Genomic DNA, 18350 nt, shown 5'->3' on the forward strand with positions numbered 1-18350 from the left:
TCTCAGGCTAGAAGTGTGGTTTCATTTGCTGCCAACCGCAGCAGATTTTTTTTTTGATCCCGCCTTTTGGGCGAGGTTCGAAAACTTTGATCCAAAGCGCTCGACAAGGTCGTCGATCACTTTCTGAAGTCGGCCCCGCGCCCCGACATAAAGACAGGCCGCCGGTGTTCTAAGACGATGCGGAATGTGCAGAGCGGCGTATTTGTCCGTGAACCGCGCCCGGCTTTCCTCGAAGGCCGCACTGGCCGACCCGCCGCTGTGGTGTTTGACACGGAACGGCACAACATAGCTGCGCCCGCCTGCCATACGGCTTTGCATACACATATCGAGCGCAAAAAGGTGAAATCCGTTCAGGTCAACCGACGGAAACACCATACGCGCACGCGGCAGGATCAACAGGTTCTCGTCCAGAGACATCACATCGACCGGTCCGGATCGTGCATCCCGCCAGTCACCGTGTGGGTCATTGAGGTGCAGCACCAGGCGTTCAGGGTGCGCCGAAGACCAGCCCGCGTTGCCCGCCACCATCCAGTTCGGGTCCCGCGCTTCCAGATTGTTGAGAACCGACGTCAGCTTTTCCGCTCCGTCTTCCACAAGTTCGATATCGTCATGCGTCAGCAAGATGTACTTGCCCTTGCACTGCGGGAAGACACGACGCAGCGCATTGTAACCGTCGAACCGGTTTTCACCCCTGTTGTCGAGTGCGAGAAATTCGGTGTTCGACGCGTCGAAACCTTGTTTCTCGAACGACTCAAGCAAGCGCTGATATTTCTCGTCGGACGCCACCAACGAGCACACGGAGAACAGCAGCTCGGGCTGCTGTTCTTCGGTGACATAGTGTGGCGTGATACCCAACATCGTGATGATCCGACCCGTCCGTGATTACAGCGCTTCCGCGCCCGAGATGATTTCGATCAGTTCGTTCGTAATCACGGCCTGACGCGAACGGTTGTACTCGATGGTGAGCTTGTCGATCATCTCGCCCGCGTTCCGCGTCGCGTTGTCCATCGCGCTCATCCGGGCACCCTGTTCAGATGCTCCGTTTTCGAGCAGCGCCGCAAAAATCTGCGTCGCCACACCGCGAGGGAGAAGGTCAGCAAGGATCGCTTCTTCATCCGGCTCGTAATCGTAAAGCGTGTTTGCACCGTCGCCCGCATCGTCATCGGTCTCGTAGGCTGCGGGGATGATCTGCTGGGCCGTCGGGGTCTGGCTCACGACGTTAACGAATTTTGCGTAGAAGATCGTCGCAACGTCGAATTCGCCTGCATCGAAGCGGCCGAGGACATCCTTGGCAATACCCTGCGCATCGGCATAACCGATCCGCTTTACCTCGCTCAGATCGATATGACCGACGAAGTGATCGCCGAAATCGCGCTTCATCGCGTCGCGGCCCTTTTTGCCGACGGTCAGGATCTTGACAGTCTTGCCCTTCCCCTTGAGCTCGGTCGCATGCTGCTTGGCGAGTTTGGCGATGTTGGCGTTGAAGCCACCGCACAATCCGCGCTCTGCCGTCATGACTACCAGAAGATGGACGTCATCTTTGCCGGTGCCGCTCAGCAGTTTTGGCGCGCTGTCGCTGTCGCCCACACTGGCGGCCAACGCACCCAAAACTGCATTGAAGCGTTCCGTGTATGGGCGCGATTGCTCGGCGGCATCCTGTGCCCGCCGCAGTTTCGCGGCGGCCACCATCTGCATGGCCTTGGTGATCTTGCGGGTCGATTTGACCGACTCGATCCTGTTTTTCAGGTCCTTAAGACTTGGCATTGCCTCGTCTCCTTACGAGAAGTCGGCGGCGTATTCGTCGATCGCTGCTTTGAGCTTGTCGGCAGCGTCGCCCTTGATCTTCGGATCCTCGTTGGTGATCCAATCTAGGATATCCTGACGCTTGCCGCGCATGTGTCCCAACAGACCGGCTTCGAAATCTTTCACCCGGTCGAGCGGGATTTTGTCGAGATACCCGTTGGTGCCCGCAAAGATCACGCAGACGATTTCCGCGTTGGTCAGCGGCGAATACTGCGGCTGCTTCATCAACTCGGTCAAACGCGCGCCGCGGTTCAGCAACTGCTGGGTCGAGGCGTCGAGGTCGGAACCGAACTGCGCGAAGGCCGCCATTTCGCGGTACTGCGCGAGGGACAGTTTCACAGGACCGGCGACCGAGGACATCGCGCTGGTTTGCGCCGACGATCCCACACGAGACACCGACAGACCGGTGTTCACCGCAGGACGGATGCCTTGATAGAAGAGTTCCGTTTCAAGGAAGATCTGGCCGTCGGTGATCGAGATCACGTTGGTCGGAATAAACGCCGAAACGTCACCACCCTGCGTTTCGATGATGGGCAGAGCCGTCAGCGAACCCGCGCCGTTGTCTTCGTTCAGCTTCGCGGACCGCTCAAGCAGACGCGAGTGGAGGTAGAAAACGTCACCCGGATACGCTTCACGACCCGGGGGACGACGGAGCAGCAGGGACATCTGGCGATACGCAACCGCTTGCTTGGACAGGTCATCGTAGATGATGAGCGCGTGCTTGCCGTTGTCGCGGAAGTATTCCGCCATCGACGTCGCCGCGTAGGGTGCAAGGAACTGCATCGGAGCCGGATCGGACGCGGTGGCCGCGACCACGATTGAGTAGTCAATCGCGCCGGACTCTTCCAGCTTCTTCACCAGCTGCGCCACGGTGGAGCGCTTCTGGCCAACGGCGACGTAGACGCAGTAGAGCTTCTTGCTCTCGTCGTCGCCAGCCGCATCGTTGTAGGACTTCTGGTTCAGGATCGCGTCAAGCGCCACAGCGGTTTTACCGGTCTGACGGTCACCAATGATGAGCTCTCGCTGGCCACGGCCGATCGGGATCATGGAGTCGACGGCCTTCAGGCCGGTTGCCATCGGTTCGTGCACCGACTTCCGCGGGATGATGCCGGGTGCTTTCACGTCCGCAATCGAACGCTCTTTCGCGTTGATCGGACCCTTGCCATCAAGCGGGTTGCCCAGACCGTCCACAACACGGCCCAGCAGTTCCGGACCCACCGGCACGTCCACGATCGCTTTCGTGCGCTTGACGGTGTCGCCTTCCTTGATGTCCCGGTCGGAACCGAAGATCACGATACCAACGTTGTCGGCTTCGAGGTTCAGCGCCATGCCGCGAATTCCGCCCGGGAATTCGACCATTTCACCGGCCTGAATGTTGTCGAGGCCGTAGACACGCGCGATACCGTCACCAACGGAAAGGACGCGGCCCACCTCGGTGACTTCGGCGTCCTGCCCGAAGTTCTTGATCTGCTCCTTAAGGATCGCAGAAATCTCGGCTGCTTGGATACCCATTTATCCGACCTCTTTCATTGCATTCTGGAGGGAGTTGAGCTTGGAGCGGATCGAGGTATCGATCATCTTCGAGCCCACTTTAACGACAAGACCGCCGATGAGGCTTTCATCAACGGTCGCATTTATCTTAACGTCTTTGCCAACTTTCGCCTTGAGCGTCTTGGCCAGCTCTTTGGATTGCGCCGCGCTCAATTTGACCGCCGATACGACATCCGCTGTAACCTCGCCCTTCTCATCCGCGATCAGATCGCGCAGGCGGTTGATCATCTGAGGCACAACAAACAGGCGGCGCTTGGACGCCATCAGCGCCAGCACGTTCTGCATGGTCTGCGTCAGACCCATCTTTGCCGCAACAGCGGAAATGGCGGCAGATTGTTCTTCGCGGGAATAGACGGGTGAATGGATCAGATCGGTCAGTTCAGGGCTGCTGGCAAGGGCGGCCGACAGATCGTCAAGGTTGGCTTCAAGCTTGTCGAGCTCTTTACCCTCTTTGGCAAGGTCAAAGACCGCCGTGGCATAGCGATCTGCGATGCCTGAGGAAACGGATGCTGATTCAGACACGTCCACCCTTCCGCTAGTTAGCCTCCGATCCCCCGGTTTCAGCGGTGGTCAGAGGCGTTTTCGTTTGTGCAAATGCCGTGAGGCATAGAAATCAGCGCGGATGTAGCAGAGGCTTTCAAAGCCCGCAACACGGTAAGGTGAAATACCCCGAGTCGGCATTTTCATTGTTTACAAGGAGTTAACACGAAGTGCGACGGAATGCGCGCGCGCTAAACACCTAAAGTCGAGCCATCTTCTCAACTTTTCGCGATTCCTGTTAGCGCGAACTCATCAGTCGTAAGACAGATCGGGCGATGGCGGGATTGGAAGCTGACAGCATCGGCGGCTTTCACCAGTAGAACCGCCCGCGCAACCCACGCGGGAACGTTTAGAGAAAGACACTGCCCTCGATGACGATCTGGCTCTCCCCGCCGATCAAGACGGTTTCTCGATCCCTGTCGCCAAGGCGGATGTAGACACGCCCAGTCCGGCCGATCGCGGTGCCTTGCGCAATCGTAAGGTCATGCTTGAGTCGCCCTTCCTTCTGCATCCATTTCGCGACCGCTGCATTCAGCGATCCGGTGATCGGGTCTTCGCTCATTCCGCTGGATGGCGACACGTTGCGAATTTCGAAATCGCAAGGTTGACCGTCACCATACGCACCAAGAAGGCTCACCCCAGAGAATTCAGGCCAGCGGATCAGATTTGCGTCGACCGCAAGGACATCAGCCGCGGTTTGCAGCTCGAGCAACTGCCAGACAGGTCCATTCTCGAGTCTGGCAGATCGCAAAACGAGGCTCGCGTCAATCTTTAGCTTTTCGCATAACTCGGTTTGCGTATCTTCGGGCATAGGTGCGACCCGTGTCGGTGGCGCGACAAAGGCCGGAACGGCTCCGACAAGGTCAATAGCGACCAATCCGATCTCGCATTCCTGCACGACTTGACCCGAAGATTTCGGCCTGCCCCCGACGTGCCGCCAAGCGGCGCAACTGCCGAGTGTGGGATGGCCCGCAAAGGGCATTTCTTTCGCTGGGGTGAAGATGCGAACGCGGTAGTCGGCCGCAGGAGAGGAGGGCGGCAACAGAAACGTCGTTTCGGCAAGATTGGTCCAGGCCGCGAAGGCTTGCATGTGCTCGGTGGACAGACCTTCTGAGTCGATGACGACGGCAAGGCCATTGCCTTTCGTTGGCTCGGACGCGAAAACGTCGACCTGCACAAATCGACGTTTCATCGTCACGCCTCCTGTCTGGGAACATTCACGGGAACACGCGCCCTGGCCGGCTTGGCGGCCGGACTTGGGACAAGATTTCCCAAGGGTTTGAGCACCCGGCTTTCAGCACGATTTCCCGACGGCTTGGGATGCACCTTCGTCACCTCAACCATCAGGATACCCCCGGCGATGAGCGCTGACACGCTGCGACCAACCGTTTCCCAGATCGGTCCAGTCTTCATCCAGAACCTTCGGGTCGACGGCGGTTGATAAAGCACTGCCGTATGTCGCTTCGGATCAAAGAAATGCGCCTGAAGCTGTGCTTCGAGCTGGCCCATTGAATACGGTCGACCAAACCCGAAGGGCGTTGCGTCGGATCTCGCCCATAGACCGGACCGGTTCGGGACGATGAACAACGCCTGCCCACCTGGGCGCAGCACACGCCAACATTCTTCCAGCAAGGCGGACTGCCTTTCGGACGTTTCGAGGCCGTGCATCAGAACAAGCTTGTCGAACCTGTCATTTTCAATCGGCCACAGCGTCTCTTCGCAAAGGACCGACACGTTCGGCATGCCGGCGGGCCAAGGCATCACGCCCTGCTGTGCGGGCATAAGGCCAATGATCCGACGCGCCTCGCTCAGGTAGGGGCGCAACAACGGCACCGCAAAGCCGAACCCGCCGAGGGTTTCGCCCTTGGCATTCGGCCAGAAGACCTTGACCTGATCCCGCACAACACGTTGCGCCACACGACCAATCGCGCTTCGATAATAGAAGTCGTGCAGGGTCTGCACATCGAGATGCATTGTGGCCTCCGGCTCAATCGGCCTACGTTTCCCTGAATGTACCCACTGCCGTGAGAAACGCCATGCCCCTTGAACTCGTCACACTCCCAGCGCTTTCGGACAATTACACTTACCTGCTGCACGACGCTGGCAGCGGGGAAACGGCCTGTATCGATGTGCCTGAAGCCAAACCCATCTTGGACGAGCTATCCAAACGAGATTGGACGCTGACCGAGATCTGGCTCACCCATCACCATCATGACCACATCGGCGGCGTGGATGACCTGCTTTCCAAATACGATGCGAAAGTGACCGGCGCCAAGGCCGATGTTCACAGGCTGCCCCCGCTGAACCGCGAAGTCGCCGATGGCGATGCGTTTGAATTCGGCGGCGAAACCGTTGACGTGTTCGACGTTTCCGGTCACACGGAAGGTCACATCGCCTTCATCCTCAATTCTTCTGACTACGCGTTTACTGCGGACAGTCTTATGGCACTGGGCTGTGGCCGCCTGTTCGAAGGCACGGCGGCACAAATGTGGGACAGCCTCCAAAAGCTCGCGGCGCTGGACCCTGAAACGCTCATTTGTTCCGGTCACGAATACACGCAGGCCAACGCCCGCTTCGCAATCACGGTCGATCCGGACAATGCCGACTTGAAAGCCCGGATCAAGCGCATAGATCAGGCGCGTCGCAAGAACGAACCGACCGTTCCAAGCACACTTTCCGACGAACTGGCGACAAACCCGTTTTTGCGCGCCACAGACCCTGCAATCCAAGCCCAACTCGACATGATCGGCGCCGCGCCCGTTGATGTCTTTGCCGAAATCCGAGCGCGCAAAGACCGGTTCTGATGCAAAATCACGCGAAGTTGCGCACAATCCGACAGAACAATCCTGTCAAGACCAAGAAAAAACTTGAAGCTTGGTCGGTAACAACCAAACTTTAATATTAAGATGACAGTTGTTTCGTACGCTGCGGAGCAACAAAAATAGAAGGAGCACTGCATCGTGCCTTCATTTTCGAATACCCTTGAGCAGGCAATCCACTCTGCGCTGGCGCTGGCAAACTCACGGTCGCATGAATTCGCGACCCTCGAGCACTTGCTTCTCGCGTTGATCGACGAACCCGACGCCGTCCGCGTGATGAAAGCGTGTTCGGTTGACACCGAAGAACTGCGAACGACGCTGGTGGATTACATCGACGATGATCTATCCAACCTCGTGACCGATATCGAAGGGTCCGAGGCGGTGCCGACTGCCGCCTTCCAACGCGTGATCCAGCGCGCCGCAATCCATGTGCAAAGCTCTGGCCGGTCCGAAGTGACCGGGGCGAATGTCCTTGTTGCAATCTTCGCGGAACGCGAAAGCAACGCGGCCTACTTCCTTCAGGATCAGGACATGACCCGCTACGACGCGGTCAACTTCATCGCGCATGGTGTCGCCAAGAACCCAGCCTACGGCGAAAGCCGTCCGGTCTCTGGCGCGACCGAGAACGAGGAAGAAGCGCAAGCGGCCGAGCCGCAGGGCGAACAGAAGGAATCTGCGCTTGCGAAGTATTGCGTCGATCTGAACGCGAAGTCGCGTGAGGGCGATATCGATCCGCTCATCGGTCGCGATTCCGAAGTTGAACGCTGCATTCAGGTCCTGTGCCGCCGCCGCAAGAACAACCCGCTGTTGGTGGGGGACCCCGGCGTGGGCAAGACCGCCATCGCCGAAGGCCTCGCGCGCAAGATCGTGTCGGGCGAAACACCTGCCGTTTTGGCGAACACGACGATCTACTCGCTCGACATGGGTGCGCTTCTGGCGGGTACCCGCTATCGGGGTGATTTTGAGGAACGTCTGAAGGCGGTTGTGACCGAATTGGAAGAGCACGAAGATGCCGTCCTGTTCATCGACGAAATTCACACCGTGATCGGTGCAGGCGCAACGTCAGGTGGCGCCATGGACGCCTCCAACCTGCTCAAGCCCGCGCTTCAGGGCGGCAAACTGCGCACCATGGGATCGACCACCTACAAGGAATTCCGTCAGCACTTCGAAAAAGATCGGGCGCTGAGCCGCCGGTTCCAGAAGATCGACGTGAACGAACCGACGGTCGATGACGCCATCAAGATCCTCAAGGGCCTCAAACCCTATTTTGAGGAGCATCACAGCGTCAAATACACCACCGATGCGATCAAGACCGCCGTCGAATTGTCGGCGCGCTACATCAATGACCGCAAACTGCCGGACAAGGCCATCGACGTGATCGACGAAGCCGGCGCTGCGCAGCATCTCGTGGCGGAGTCCAAGCGGCGGAAGACCATCGGCGCAAAAGAAATCGAAGCCGTCGTCGCGAAGATCGCGCGCATTCCGCCGAAGAACGTTAGCAAGGACGATGCAGAGGTGCTGAAAGACCTCGAAGCATCGCTCAAGCGCGTGGTTTTTGGTCAGGACGCTGCAATCGACGCCCTGTCTTCGGCGATCAAATTGGCACGTGCCGGTTTGCGTGAACCGGAAAAGCCCATCGGCAACTATCTGTTCGCCGGCCCCACCGGTGTCGGTAAGACCGAAGTTGCCAAGCAACTGGCGGACACGCTGGGTGTGGAACTCTTGCGCTTCGACATGTCCGAATACATGGAAAAACACGCTGTCAGCCGACTGATCGGCGCACCTCCGGGGTATGTCGGATTTGACCAGGGCGGTCAGCTGACCGATGGCGTGGATCAACACCCGCATTGCGTACTTTTGCTCGACGAGATCGAAAAAGCGCACCCGGATGTCTATAACATCCTGCTGCAGGTGATGGACCACGGTTCGCTGACCGATCACAACGGGCGTACTGTCAGCTTCCGCAATGTGATCCTGATCATGACGTCGAACGCCGGTGCTGCTGAGCAGGCGAAAGCGGCCATCGGCTTTGGTCGGGATCGTCGTGAAGGCGAAGATACAGCGGCCATCGAACGTACGTTCACGCCGGAATTCCGCAACCGTCTTGACGCGGTGATCTCCTTCGCGCCGCTGCCGAAAGAGGTCATCCTCCAAGTGGTCGAGAAGTTTGTGCTGCAACTCGAAGCGCAGCTCATGGATCGCAACGTGACCATCGAACTGACAAAGCCTGCTGCCGAATGGCTGGCCGAGAAAGGCTACGACGACAAGATGGGCGCACGTCCACTCGGGCGCGTCATTCAGGAAGAGATCAAGAAGCCGTTGGCCGAAGAACTCCTGTTTGGCAGCCTTGCCAAAGGCGGCGTAGTCAGAGTGTCGGTCAAGGACGGCAAACTTGTTCTGAACACGGAAGGCCCGGACAATCCGCGTCTTTCCAGCAAGAAGCCTCCGCTTCTGACGGCGGATTGATCCGCCTCATCTCAGCGATACTACTTGCGTCCGCCACACCTGTTCTGGCGGACGCACCATTTCTGGGGTTTCCCTTGGACTGCACGCTCGGAGAGACGTGCGTGATCGAAGACTACCCCGATGTCGATCCGTCTGAGGGCGTTTCGGATTACCGCTGTGGTTTGAAATCCCGCGACGGGCACAGCGGCACTGACATCGCCTTGCTGAGCTTCGAACAGATGGTGCAAGGCGTGCCGGTGATCGCTGCTGCGCCGGGGCGGGTTCAGGCGACCCGCGACATGCTTCCCGATCAACCGTACGTTCCCGGGACTGAATTGAACGGACAAGAATGCGGCAATGCAGTGCGCATCGACCACGGCAATGGCTATCAGTCGGTCTACTGCCACATGAAGCTTGGCTCGATCCTTGTCTCTGCCGGCCAGCGCGTATTGGCGGGTCAGATGCTGGGCGAAGTTGGTCTGAGTGGACTGACCAACTATCCGCATCTTCACCTGACGATCACTCAGGGGAACAGCATCGTGGATCCCTTTGCACCAACGCAAGAAAACGCCTGTAGCGAACCGCTTGAAACGCTGTGGCTCGACACGCCATATTACAGTGATGCCGGGATTTTCACGGCAGCGGTATCCAACCAGGTACCCGAACTTGAAGAGGTTCAAACCGGATCAGCGCGGGTGACGACCCTCACGGGGACCGACGCGATGGTGCTTTACGGGCATGTTTTCCACGCAAATGCCGGGGACAAAGTAGAGTTTTTGATGACAGGACCCGATGGACCGGTGTTCGACCACACTGCACGGATCGACGCCGATCAGGCGCAATTGTTTCGCGCGTTCGGGCGTCGCGCCCCGGATGGTGGGTGGGACGCAGGCAAATATCGCGGCTACGTACGGTTGATCCGGGGCGACACGATTCTCGCGGTGCGTCACGCGGACGTCACCGTCAAATAGCTATTGCTCGGTAAGCTTCAGCTCAATCCGACGGTTCTGCGCGCGCGCTTCAGCCGAATCTTCGGTGTTTACGGGTTGATACTCCCCGAAACCATTCGCCGACAATCGCTGCGGCGGGATGCCAAGCTCTTCGATCATATAGCGTACGACTGACAACGCCCGCCCCTGCGACAGCTCCCAGTTGTCGGCAAAACGCCCTTGCCCTGACAAGGGCAGATTGTCGGTGTGCCCGTCCACCCGAATGATCCAGTTCAGTTCGTCCGGGATATCTTGGGCGACATCCTGAAGAATCTGCGCCACATTCGCGATCTGCGCGCGACCCTCCGGGGACAATCCGGCTTCGGCCGGCGGGAACAGCACTTCGGACGAAAAGACAAAGCGGTCGCCTTCGATGCGCACACCTTCACGGTTGCCCAAGACCTCTCGCAAGCGCCCGAAGAATTCCGACCGATAACGCTCAAGGTCCTGGTTTTCGCCCGCCAGCCGCCGTTTTTCTTCTTCCAGACGCTGACGTTCTTCTTCGAGCCGGATGCGCTCGGCCTCTTCCAACTGACGGCGGCGGCGTTCTTCGGAGGCGACCCGCGCAAGCGCGGTGTTCAGTTCGTTGCCAAGACTTTGTAGCTGGATTTGCGCCTCGACATCCCGAGCCTCGGCCTCGTCCAGCAGCGCTTGCAAGGACGACAACTGTCGCCGCAGCGCCCCGACCTGCTGGTTCAACAGCTCGGTCTGACGCTGCGCTTCGGTGGCCCGGGCAGTTTCCGTGTTCAACTGTTCGCGTGCTCGTTCCAGCAACAACCGCCGCTGTTCTGCCTCCGAAAGACGGTTTTCCAAAGCCGTTTCCGCGGCAAGCTTGGCCGCCAAAGCCGCAGCCAATTGGTCCCGCGTGTTCTCCAAAGACGTTGCCGTGCTTGTCTGTTCCGCGAGGGCCGCAGCCAGACGCTGCTCCAGCGTTTGCTCCTGTTCCGTCCGCGCGGCTGCCTCCGCCTGTGCCTCGGCCAAGGCCTGCCGTAAGGCCGCTACGGTCGCAGCGGTCGCTTGCGCGTCAGAGAGGCCTTCGGACAGTTGCGCATTCTCCGCCCGCAGCGCTTCAAGACGTTCCTCGAGTGCGTCGGCTTCGGCCAGACGTGCCAGAGCTTCGGACAGTTGCGCTTCCAGTGACGACAAAGAGCTTTCGTTGATTGCAGCCGCTGACAGATCCGTCTGAAGCGCTTCAATCCGCTCCGCCTGCGCATCGAGCCGCGCCTGCAATGCAGCGGCGGTTTCCTCGCCTTCCAGAAGTGCCGCAGCCAAACGTGCGGTCAAATCATCTTCGGCCGCGCGCGCAGCCGCCAACAGTGTCAGCGTCTCTTCTGCCTCTGCGCGCTGCTGCTCGAGCGCGAGGGTCATTGCGGTCAGTTCGGCATCCGCGTTCTGCAACCGCTCACGAAGCGCTTCGGCCGCAGCAGCCTCGGCCAGACGCAGTGCCTCCTCCTCACTCAACTCGGATTCAAGCGATCCCACCTGCGCGGTGAGGTCCCCGATTGTCGCGGTCGCATCAGCATTCTGCGCACGAAGATCAGCGACGAGCGCCTCCAGCGCCTCGCGTCGCGCTGCTGCCAGCCGCGCCGCTTCGGTTTGTTCATCGATTTCATTACGCGCCGTCGCAAGTGCAAGGTTCAGCGCCTCCTGCTCCGACAACAGCCGCTCGCGCGCCTCGGCTAGGTCTGCAACCTGGCCCAGAGCAGTGTCGCGTTCCGCCAGCAATCCGGCCACCTGTTCTTCGAAAGATGCGATGCGCGCATCCGCAGCTTCAAGCGCCGCCGCCTGCCGGGCCCGCGTGGCGGACAATGACGCAATAATCGCTTCCTGCTCGGTCAGACGCGTGCGCGTATCGTCCAGTGTCGCGTTCAGTACGCCAAGCTCATTGGTCAATGCCGTGTTGCGTTGCTGCTCAAGCCCGAGCGCACGCGCGAGTTCCGCGATCTCGGAGGAAAGCGTGTTGAGTTCGTTCTCTTGACCGGTGATGGTGTCACGCAGGACGGCCTGCACCACCATAAAAATCGTCAGAACGAACATCAGGACCAGCAAAAGCCCCGTCATCGCATCCACAAATCCGGGCCAGATCGAGGCTTGGAAACGCGCCCCAGTGCGACGGGACAGGGCCATGCCTAGCCCTCCTCACCTTTGTCGTCGCGCGTCGCTCTGCGCCCTAGTCGATCAAGAGACCGGGCAATCGTCGACAAGTCGGTCCGCAATTCCGCCATCGTCTCCTGCCGACCTGCAGCGATTTCCTCAAGAATACGCAGCATCTGTACATCTATGGACCGTAGGCGCATCCGGCTCTCGGCATCGAGGCCCTCGTTTTCGGACTTGTGCTCAAGAGCGTCGAGAAGGCGTTCCTGCCCTTCCGCGAGGCGCGCAAACGCCGTGGCGGTCGGGGCGGTGGCTTCCATCCGTTCGGTCATCCGCTCCAAGGCGTCACCAAGTTGGCCGAGCCGATTTTCCACCTCTGCCCGTCCCTGTTCGGAGCGGGCAAACAGCAGTTGCAGCGTCTCCATCTGGTCGACCATCTGATCCAGTAACAGACCCGCCGTTCCCATCTCGCCAGTGCCGTCACTGTCGCCGCTGGAAAACCCGAGCTTGGTGATCGAACTCAACCATTCTTCAAGCTCGCGATAGAACCGGTTTTGCCCATGCCCGGCAAAAAGCTCCAACAACCCCACAACCAGAGACCCGGCAAGCCCCAGCAAGGATGAGGCGAAGGCGACACCCATACCGGACAACTGACTGTCGAGGCCGGTCATCAGGCGCGCGAAAACCTCGGTGCCCGTCTCACCTTCTTCAGGTGCCAACCCCCGGATCGTGTCAACCAAAGCCGGAACGGTCGTCGCCAAACCGTAGAACGTGCCAAGCAAGCCAAGGAAGATCAGAAGGTTGACGATGTAGCGCGTGATCTCGCGCGCTTCGTCAATTCGCGTGGCAACGGAATCCAGGATAGATCGGGTCGACGCCGTGTTGATCTGCATCCGCTTGCTGCGAGACCGCAGGAGCGTCGCCAATGGGGCCAGCAGCAAAGGCGCCTTTGATTGAACCCCGCTTTCACGCTCACGCGCAAAGGTTTCGATCCAGCGCACCGATTGAATGAGCTGCCAAACCTGCCAGAACACGGCCAGCACGCCGACGACAAAAACGAAAAGAATGAAACCGTTCAGGTACGGGTTCGCCTCGAACACCGGCAGCACCCGAGGCAACGCCAGAACCGCCCCGGAGCCTGTCAGCCCCAGAACGAGAAGCATCATCAAAACCTGTCTGACAGGCTGTGAAAACTGTGGCTCGGCCTCGATGTCCGGCTGATCCATAAGGACAGGTCCTGACGCGGGTTTCTTATTCTTCGCGCGCCACCCTAAGCGGTTCATTGCCAATCGCCAAGTCGTTAAGCAAGCAACGTACGCACCCGGTGACTCAGCCATTCCAGGTCTGCATCCGGAATGCCCAATTCGGCCAGATGAGACGCCGTATTGAACAGGTAATCGCTGTTCGGACCTCGCCCGCCCACGGCACGCGCAATGATCTGCGCCTGCTCCTCAAGCTCCAGCGCACCGCAATACTGGACATGGTCGGGATCGATGACATAAGTGACAGCCGTCACTTCGCGCCCGTCGTGCAGCGTCACGGTCAACGATTTTTCGAGGTAAGCCGAAGACACCAGTTCCCTTTCCCGCAGGTAGGTCATTGTTGCGTCAACCTCGGCCTCGTGCATTTGCATCGCCAGACCGTCGCACACGCTGCCCGGATGTTCGTCCAGCGCGAGCACAAGTCCCGGGTCGGTCTGCGTCCCGCGATGATGGATCGACCGCATGCAAAAGCTCCGGGCGTAGCCACGAAGCTGCGCATGCGCGGTCTCGACCGGTTCAAAGCCCGGGTTCCACAAAAGGGAGCCGTATCCAAAAACCCAAAGCGTCATCGTACTGGTCCTGCTGTCCTGCGCGCGATAAACACCAATCGCGCAGCGGACAAAAGGGGGATGCGTCGGTGAAACGCCTGTTTCTGGGGATCGTTGCGGCCACGCTCGCCTATTCCGGCTGGTGGTTCTATGCCGCGCAAGAAATGCGAAGCGGTGTGGAAGACTGGTTCGCCGATATGCGCGCCGCCGGTTGGGACGCCGACTATGCCGACCTCACCGTGCGCGGCTTTCCAAGCCGTACTGATGTGACACTGACGAACCCGAGCTTGCGCGCGCCGGACGGGTCGATCGCCTGGACCACGCCGTTCTTACAAATCCTCGGACTTAGCTACAAGCGCGGGCATGTGATCGTCGCGTGGGCAGACAGCCAGACGTTGCAAACCGACGCCGGTATGATCGAGGTCACCTCAGACGGGATGCGCGCCAGCGTGGTGCATGAGGACGGTCGCATCCTGCGAAGCAATTTCGAGGCGCCCGTGCTCAATTTGGCCGGCCCGGATCAGACCTTGGCGGCCGCCGGTGTCAATGTCGCGCTCGAACACGTGGCCCCCACGCCGTCATCCTACCGTCTTTTTCTGTCAAGCGATGGTCTGGCCATGTCCAGACCGGATCTCATCGCCGGAATTGCGCCGGAGTCGCTCGCCACACTGCGCGCGGATATGGGTTTCGACCTGTCAGACGCTCTGACGGTGCAAAACTTCGCGGAAGACCTGCCGCAGCTCACTCAGCTCTCCATTCGCACAGCGCAGGTCGATTACGGTGCGCTGACGCTCCAACTTGCCGGGGATGCAGATCTCGACAGCCAAGGCCGCGCCACGGGGGAGCTTCGCGTCGAGGCGCAGAACTGGCGTGAAAGCCTGCGCATGGCCGAAGCAGAGGGCCATTTGCCCGAGGGGGTTGCGGATGGGCTTGTCGATCTTCTGTCACTTGTCGCCTCTCTCAACGGCAACAGCGAAACGCTCGACGTAACACTGGGGCTTGATCGCGGCGCCGTCCGGCTTGGACCCTTGCCCGTCGGAGAACTGCCACCTTTGCGCTGGCGCTGAGTCTTGCCAAACCCCGCGCCCGCCGCGACAGTACCACCCAGACGCGAGGGAATGCATGACAGACGCAATATTCCGACGGATCGACGACGCCCGCGATGATTTGGTCACGCTCACACAGGACCTCATCCGCATCCCGACGCTGAACCCGCCCGGCGAAAACTACGCTGCGATCTGTGACTATCTCGACAAACGCCTCTCCGGATCAAATTTCGAGACAACCTGGATCCGTGCCGAAGGCGCGCCCGGTGACAGCGACCGCTACCCGCGCTGGAACCTGATCGCACGTCGCGAGGGCAAGTCCGGTGGCGATTGTGTTCATTTCAACTCTCACACGGATGTGGTCGAAGTCGGTCACGGCTGGACCCACGAGCCGTTTGGCGGGGCGGTCGAAGGAGACCGGATCTACGGGCGTGGTTCCTGCGACATGAAGGGCGGTCTTGCCGCCTCGATCATCGCGGTCGACGCCTTCATTGCCGAACATCCCGACTATCACGGCGCGATCGAGATCAGCGGCACGGCGGATGAGGAATCCGGCGGCTACGGCGGCGTCGCCCATCTGGCAGAACACGGTTGGTTCGACCCGAAACGCGTCCAGCACGTCATCATCCCGGAGCCACTCAACAAGGACCGCATATGTCTGGGACACCGCGGCGGCTGGTGGGCCGAGATCGAAACCAAGGGCGAGATTGCGCACGGCTCAATGCCCTTTCTCGGCGATTGCGCCGTCCGCCACATGGGAGCCGTTCTGCACGCGTTCGAAGAAACGCTCTTCCCGGCCATGGCCGCCCGGCATACGGAGATGCCCGTCGTCCCCGACGGCGCGCGGCAATCAACGATGAACATCAATTCGATCCATGGCGGCCAGCCTGAGCAGGACGCCGACTATACCGGCCTGCCTGCCCACTGCGTCCCGGACAGCTGCCGCATTGTCATTGACCGAAGGTTTCTGATGGAGGAACCCATTGAGGCCGTCCGGCAAGAGGTCATCGACCTACTTGATGATCTCAAATCCCGCCGCGCAAATTTCGACTACGAGATCCGTGAGATCAATCGCGTCATCCCTTCAATGACCGAACGCGACGCCCCTATTGTCACCACTGTGCACGACGCCATCCGCGACGTTTTGGGGCAGGACCCATCCTATGTCGCCTCCCCCGGCAGCTACGACCAGAAACACATCGACCGCATCGGCAAACTGAAGAACTGCATTGCCTATGGCCCCGGCGTGCTCGAACTGGCGCACAAACCAGATGAATGGATCGGCATTTCCGACATGCTCGACAGCGCAAAAGTCATGGCGCGAAGCCTCGAAACCCTGCTCCTTCCCTGATCTTCTCCGGTTCGGAAATATCTCGGGGGTGTGGGGGCAGAGCCCCCACCCTGATCGGATTGGCGAAGCCAATTCGAAAAATTCACACCGCAATGTTATCGATCAACCGCACCCCGGCGAGCCACGCTGCCGCAAACAACCGTGCCGGTGCCTGTGCCGACTGCAACAAGCGCAGATCATCGGCCGCACGCAGTTCGAGGTAGTCAATGCTTGTGAACCCGGCCGTCTCCAACCGCTTGACCGCATCCGGCAACAAGTCAGACATCTCCGAGCCGGTCTGCAACGTTTCGGCCATGCCTTCCATCACCTCGTTCAGAACCGGCGCATAGACCCGCGCGCGATCTGACAGGAGCAGGTTGCGTGACGACATGGCAAGCCCGTCTTCCTCCCGAATGGTCGGGCAGCCAACCACTTCAATCGCAATATCCAGATCCGCCGCCAGTCGCGTCACCACCTGCAATTGCTGATAATCCTTCTCGCCGAAGAACGCCTTATCCGCACTTGTCTGCAGGAACAGCTTGGAGACAACGGTGGCCACCCCATCGAAATGCCCGGGCCGTGTCGCGCCGCACAGGCAATCGGTGAGACCGGATACCGACACATTGGTTGAAAAGCCCGCCGGGTACATCTGTTCCCCGTCCGGAACCCAGATCGCATCGACCGCGAAGCGTTCCAGCTTGCGCGCATCCTGCTCTTCCGTTCGCGGGTAGTTCGCGAGGTCCTCTGGATTGTTGAACTGCTTCGGGTTCACAAAAATCGTCACGATAACCCGGTCGCACACCGCCTTGGCCGCAGCGACAAGACTCAAATGCCCATCGTGCAGCGCCCCCATCGTCGGAACAACACCCACCACCTCGCCTGCGCGTTTCCACGGTGTGATCAACGCACGTAACTCGGACTTGTCCCGAAAAATCGGCACGATCACGACTTCGGCTCCTGCGCAGAGTCGCCGAAGACATGCTCGGCAGAAGGGAACGCCCGGCGGCGCACCTCGTCCGCATAGGCCGCCACCGCCGCTTCGGCCTGCTGACCCAAAGTGGCGTAACGCTTCACGAATTTCGGTTTGAACCGTGTGAAAAGGCCCAGCATATCGTCAACGACAAGGATCTGCCCATCACAGCCAGCGGAGGCGCCAATCCCAATCGTCGGGATCGGCACGGCCGCAGTTATCTCGTTCGCGAGCGTCTCCGGCACTTTTTCCAACACCACCGCAAAGGCTCCCGCCTCCGACACCGCCTCCGCGTCAGCGATCAGCTGCGCCGCGGCATCGCCGCGCCCCTGCACCTTGTAGCCGCCCAAGGTGTTGATCGATTGCGGCGTCAGGCCGATATGGGCCATCACCGGAATGCCGCGCGCGACGAGGAAGGCAATCGTGTCGGCCATTCCCACACCACCCTCGAGTTTCACGGCACCGGCCTCGGTCTCGGACATCAGTCGTGCGGCGTTGCGAAAGGCCTGCTCGGGGCTTTCCTCATAGGAGCCGAACGGCATATCGACGACCATCATCGCCTGCCTGAGGCCGCGCTTTACCGCTTTCCCGTGCAGGATCATCATTTCCATCGTCACGCCCAGCGTCGATGGCAGGCCATGCAGCACCATGCCGACACTGTCGCCCACCAGAACGAAATCGCAGTGCGAATCCATCAGTTCCGCCATGGGTGTCGTATAGGCCGTCAGACTGACCAACGGCGTAGCTCCTTTGCGCGCCCGAATGTCGTCGGGAAGAGGGGCGGATTTTCTGGCTGTGGCGCTCATGGCGGGGCGTCCTTCTTGGCCTTCGTTGCATTCGAAATACCAGCGCATCCGGGTGCTGACACTGCGCAAATTGCAGCATGTGCTTGATTGCAGGGCGATTCGCCATGACAGTTGGACAAACAACGGGGCTCAGCCCATCAACAGGAG

The 18350-nt window shown here is 59.8% G+C and carries 16 protein-coding genes; 5 read left to right on the top strand and 11 right to left on the bottom strand.

The features are described 5' to 3' along the window. Positions 1-21 precede the first annotated feature (21 nt). From BUA42_RS09850 to BUA42_RS09875, 6 genes are all read right to left on the bottom strand, one after another. Positions 22-858 (bottom strand): hypothetical protein, encoded by an 837-nt coding sequence (locus tag BUA42_RS09850; RefSeq protein ID WP_072777586.1) that lies wholly within the window; start codon positions 856-858, stop codon positions 22-24. A gap of 24 nt (positions 859-882) precedes the next feature. Further along, positions 883-1764 carry a F0F1 ATP synthase subunit gamma gene (locus BUA42_RS09855; protein ID WP_072777587.1) on the bottom strand — a complete coding sequence of 294 codons (882 nt, stop codon included), beginning with the start codon at positions 1762-1764 and terminating at the stop codon, positions 883-885. Positions 1765-1776: 12 nt separating this feature from the next. Beyond that, the gene (gene atpA / locus BUA42_RS09860) at positions 1777-3315 is read right to left on the bottom strand and encodes a F0F1 ATP synthase subunit alpha (protein ID WP_072777588.1); all 1539 of its coding nucleotides are present in this window, start codon (positions 3313-3315) and stop codon (positions 1777-1779) included. Then, positions 3316-3876: a F0F1 ATP synthase subunit delta gene (locus BUA42_RS09865; RefSeq protein ID WP_072778384.1), complete on the bottom strand. Its 561-nt coding sequence runs from the start codon at positions 3874-3876 to the stop codon at positions 3316-3318. Positions 3877-4243: 367 nt separating this feature from the next. Then, positions 4244-5086 carry a PhzF family phenazine biosynthesis protein gene (locus tag BUA42_RS09870; RefSeq protein WP_072777589.1) on the bottom strand — a complete coding sequence of 281 codons (843 nt, stop codon included), beginning with the start codon at positions 5084-5086 and terminating at the stop codon, positions 4244-4246. Between the two features lie 2 nt (positions 5087-5088). Then, positions 5089-5868 (bottom strand): methyltransferase domain-containing protein, encoded by a 780-nt coding sequence (locus BUA42_RS09875; RefSeq protein ID WP_072777590.1) that lies wholly within the window; start codon positions 5866-5868, stop codon positions 5089-5091. A gap of 62 nt (positions 5869-5930) precedes the next feature. On the opposite strand from BUA42_RS09875, the gene gloB reads away from it, so the two are divergent. The 3 genes from gloB (at position 5931) to BUA42_RS09890 (ending at position 10129) form a co-directional block, all read left to right on the top strand. Next, positions 5931-6698 (top strand): hydroxyacylglutathione hydrolase, encoded by a 768-nt coding sequence (gloB, locus tag BUA42_RS09880; RefSeq protein WP_072777591.1) that lies wholly within the window; start codon positions 5931-5933, stop codon positions 6696-6698. 156 nt (positions 6699-6854) lie between these two features. Further along, positions 6855-9179 carry an ATP-dependent Clp protease ATP-binding subunit ClpA gene (gene clpA / locus BUA42_RS09885; protein ID WP_072777592.1) on the top strand — a complete coding sequence of 775 codons (2325 nt, stop codon included), beginning with the start codon at positions 6855-6857 and terminating at the stop codon, positions 9177-9179. 101 nt (positions 9180-9280) lie between these two features. Further along, positions 9281-10129 carry a M23 family metallopeptidase gene (locus tag BUA42_RS09890; protein WP_245818992.1) on the top strand — a complete coding sequence of 283 codons (849 nt, stop codon included), beginning with the start codon at positions 9281-9283 and terminating at the stop codon, positions 10127-10129. Here BUA42_RS09890 and BUA42_RS09895 read toward each other — a convergent pair whose 3' ends face one another. The 3 genes from BUA42_RS09895 to BUA42_RS09905 form a co-directional block, all read right to left on the bottom strand. Further along, on the bottom strand, positions 10130-12274 hold the full coding sequence (locus BUA42_RS09895; RefSeq protein ID WP_072777593.1) for a peptidoglycan -binding protein: 2145 nt from the start codon (positions 12272-12274) through the stop codon (positions 10130-10132). 2 nt (positions 12275-12276) lie between these two features. Further along, positions 12277-13467, bottom strand: coding sequence for a biopolymer transporter ExbB (locus BUA42_RS09900; RefSeq protein WP_072777594.1), 1191 nt, complete (start codon positions 13465-13467; stop codon positions 12277-12279). Between the two features lie 74 nt (positions 13468-13541). After that, positions 13542-14072 (bottom strand): gamma-glutamylcyclotransferase, encoded by a 531-nt coding sequence (locus BUA42_RS09905; RefSeq protein ID WP_072777595.1) that lies wholly within the window; start codon positions 14070-14072, stop codon positions 13542-13544. A gap of 68 nt (positions 14073-14140) precedes the next feature. Between BUA42_RS09905 and BUA42_RS09910 the strand changes: the two genes are divergently transcribed. Both BUA42_RS09910 and BUA42_RS09915 read left to right on the top strand, forming a co-directional pair. Next, on the top strand, positions 14141-15118 hold the full coding sequence (locus tag BUA42_RS09910; protein ID WP_072777596.1) for a DUF2125 domain-containing protein: 978 nt from the start codon (positions 14141-14143) through the stop codon (positions 15116-15118). 55 nt (positions 15119-15173) lie between these two features. Then, complete coding sequence (locus tag BUA42_RS09915) at positions 15174-16448, top strand: acetylornithine deacetylase/succinyl-diaminopimelate desuccinylase family protein (protein ID WP_072777597.1); 1275 nt, start codon at positions 15174-15176, stop codon at positions 16446-16448. Positions 16449-16530: 82 nt separating this feature from the next. On the opposite strand, the gene panC is transcribed toward BUA42_RS09915, so the two are convergent. Further along, a complete protein-coding gene (gene panC, locus BUA42_RS09920) occupies positions 16531-17373 on the bottom strand; it encodes a pantoate--beta-alanine ligase (protein ID WP_072777598.1) in 843 nt (280 codons plus the stop codon). Next, positions 17370-18203: a 3-methyl-2-oxobutanoate hydroxymethyltransferase gene (gene panB / locus BUA42_RS09925; RefSeq protein ID WP_072778388.1), complete on the bottom strand. Its 834-nt coding sequence runs from the start codon at positions 18201-18203 to the stop codon at positions 17370-17372. Before panB ends, panC begins: the two co-directional genes overlap by 4 nt. Positions 18204-18350 lie beyond the last annotated feature (147 nt).

The organism is Marivita hallyeonensis (assembly GCF_900129875.1).
In the GTDB taxonomy this organism is placed as follows: Bacteria; Pseudomonadota; Alphaproteobacteria; order Rhodobacterales; family Rhodobacteraceae; genus Marivita; species Marivita hallyeonensis.